This is a genomic window from Pedobacter frigidisoli, assembly GCF_004331675.1.
Classification (GTDB): domain Bacteria; phylum Bacteroidota; class Bacteroidia; order Sphingobacteriales; family Sphingobacteriaceae; genus Pedobacter; species Pedobacter frigidisoli.
Genome location: NZ_SJSN01000052.1, coordinates 1 through 1,931, shown reverse-complemented (window position 1 = coordinate 1,931; position 1,931 = coordinate 1). Strand labels below are relative to the sequence as shown.

The 1,931-nt window shown below is 39.2% G+C and carries 3 protein-coding genes and 1 pseudogene; all 4 read right to left on the bottom strand.

The features are described 5' to 3' along the window. Positions 1–425 (bottom strand): ORF6N domain-containing protein (locus tag EZ449_RS22450; RefSeq protein ID WP_131563121.1); only part of this gene is annotated, 425 nt, incomplete at its 3' end. A 48-nt stretch (positions 426–473) separates the two neighbouring features. Beyond that, on the bottom strand, positions 474–1,067 hold the full coding sequence (locus EZ449_RS23420) for a site-specific integrase (protein WP_317130445.1): 594 nt from the start codon (positions 1,065–1,067) through the stop codon (positions 474–476). Between the two features lie 57 nt (positions 1,068–1,124). Beyond that, positions 1,125–1,253, bottom strand: a pseudogene (locus EZ449_RS23415) (phage integrase SAM-like domain-containing protein); the annotation flags it as partial. 65 nt (positions 1,254–1,318) lie between these two features. After that, positions 1,319–1,690, bottom strand: a complete 372-nt coding sequence (locus EZ449_RS23410) for an Arm DNA-binding domain-containing protein (protein ID WP_317130444.1) — start codon at positions 1,688–1,690, stop codon at positions 1,319–1,321. Between the last annotated feature and the right edge of the window lie 241 nt (positions 1,691–1,931).

Here is a 1,931-nt window from a genome sequence, read left to right as displayed (position 1 = left end):
TTTATCTTTTCTATCTCCAGACGAATTTGGGTATTATCAGTTACCATATTCCTGAGTCGTGCAAATATCCGGATGACTTGAATGTTGACATTAATTGCACGCTCACTATTCAGGATACTGGATAACATGGCTACACCCTGTTCAGTGAATACGAAAGGGGTCGCCGGACTGAATTTTGCCGACTTCGGGAGGTTATCACAAATTGTGATAACCTGCTGCCATTCCTCTTTTGTCAACTGGAACATGAAATCGTTTGGAAAACGCTGAATGTTGCGTTTGACTGCCTGTTTGAGTGCACGAGTCTGAACTTCGTAAAGTACAGCAAGGTCGAGATCCAGCATTACTTTTTGATCCCGGATATGATATATTTTTTCTAGTACAACTTGTTCCTGAATTAAGATATTATTACTTATGGTTTTATTCATAATTTTTCGAATTTGCCAGCACCAAAACGTGCTGGCGTAATGAGTCTATTATTTTATAGAGAATCGGTTTTGCAAGATTGCCATATCTGCACTTACCTTTATATCCAGAACCTTAGCATAAATCTGGGTAGTCCTGATATTGGTATGCCCCAGCATTTTGGATACGCTTTCCATGGGAACACCGTTTAACAGGGTAATCGTCGTTGCAAAGGTATGTCTCGCGATATGTGAGCTTAAAGGTTTGTCAATCTCACAAACTGCTGCAATTTCCTTAAGGTACTCGTTTAGCTTTTGATTGCTAGAAACTGGCAATGCCCTGTCTTTGGTGATGCAATAGGGATGATTGCTGTATCTTTCCAGTATTGCGTTTGCCGGTGGTAATAGGGGAACAGCAGACCTAGTTCCCGTTTTGGTTCTGTTCGTGAAAACCCATTTTTTGCCATCCACACCTGTTTTAATATTCGCTAGGCTCAGTTTTTCTATGTCAGAATACGCAAGTCCGGTAAAACAGCAGAAGATAAAAACGTCCCGTACCTGACTTAGCCGCTCGGTTAGGAACTGCTTTTCTGAAATTTTAGTTAATTCATCCTCTGTAAGAAACGACCGCTCTACATTTTTGCTCTTTAGTTTGTATCCAAACATTGGATCGCTGTCAATCCATTTTAAGCTCAATGAAATGCGAAGGATTTTACCAAGGCTTTTCAGATACCTTACTGTSGTRTTGTTRGCRCAACCGTTTACTGACCTCAGGAAAAAATCAAAATCTCTTATAAACGCATGGTTGATATTTTTGATGTTGATATCTGTTATCTGGTATTTTTCGTTCATGAAGGCGGTAAGATGTCTTTCCAAGACCTGAAAGCGCTTCAAAGTACCAATGGCGTATTCCTTTCCTACAAAAGCTCCATTTTTTCGTTATGAACTTTGATGCCTTCCATCAAGGTATGCTTCCGGACTTCCCGCCCAATAAATCTGCACTTAATGCCTTCGGCTGTAATAACTTCACCGGAATCAAAAAGATCCCTGTAAACCTGGTTGATCATTGACTGAAGATTATCCAGATAAGCATTGAAGCTTCTGACATCTTCCTTTTTTCCATCCTGTCTGCCTGATTTGGTATTCCACTTTTCAGGATCGCACTCAAGCCCAGTGGTCATTTCTGACCTTTTTCCGCCAACGGTTATTCTTAAATAAACTGGCACATGGCCGCCATGGTAGTTTTTCTGCCTTTTAAGATAAAAAAGCAGGCTAAAATTAGTTTTCATATAAACTGAATTAAGGTTAACAAAATTAGCCTTGCAGTCTGAAAACGTCAAGATGTTCGATGGTCGAACTACTTGTGAAACAGGTGGTTATAAATAATTCGGTGAGTTCTTTTAGTTGCAAAATTACTCACCTAATCACACACTTTTAATATGAGAATCGGTGAGTATTTTAGTTTTTCCACTAAAACAAAAAAGCTTGCAATCATTTGATTTGCAAGCTTTTACGTAGTTTTGATACTAT

What these genes read in the sequence shown, in the direction of transcription:
- EZ449_RS23420 (WP_317130445.1), bottom strand. Translation starts at nt 1,067, where the DNA reads ATGTTTGGATACAAACTAAAGAGCAAAAATGTAGAGCGGTCGTTTCTT.
- EZ449_RS23410 (WP_317130444.1), bottom strand. Translation starts at nt 1,690, where the DNA reads ATGAAAACTAATTTTAGCCTGCTTTTTTATCTTAAAAGGCAGAAAAAC.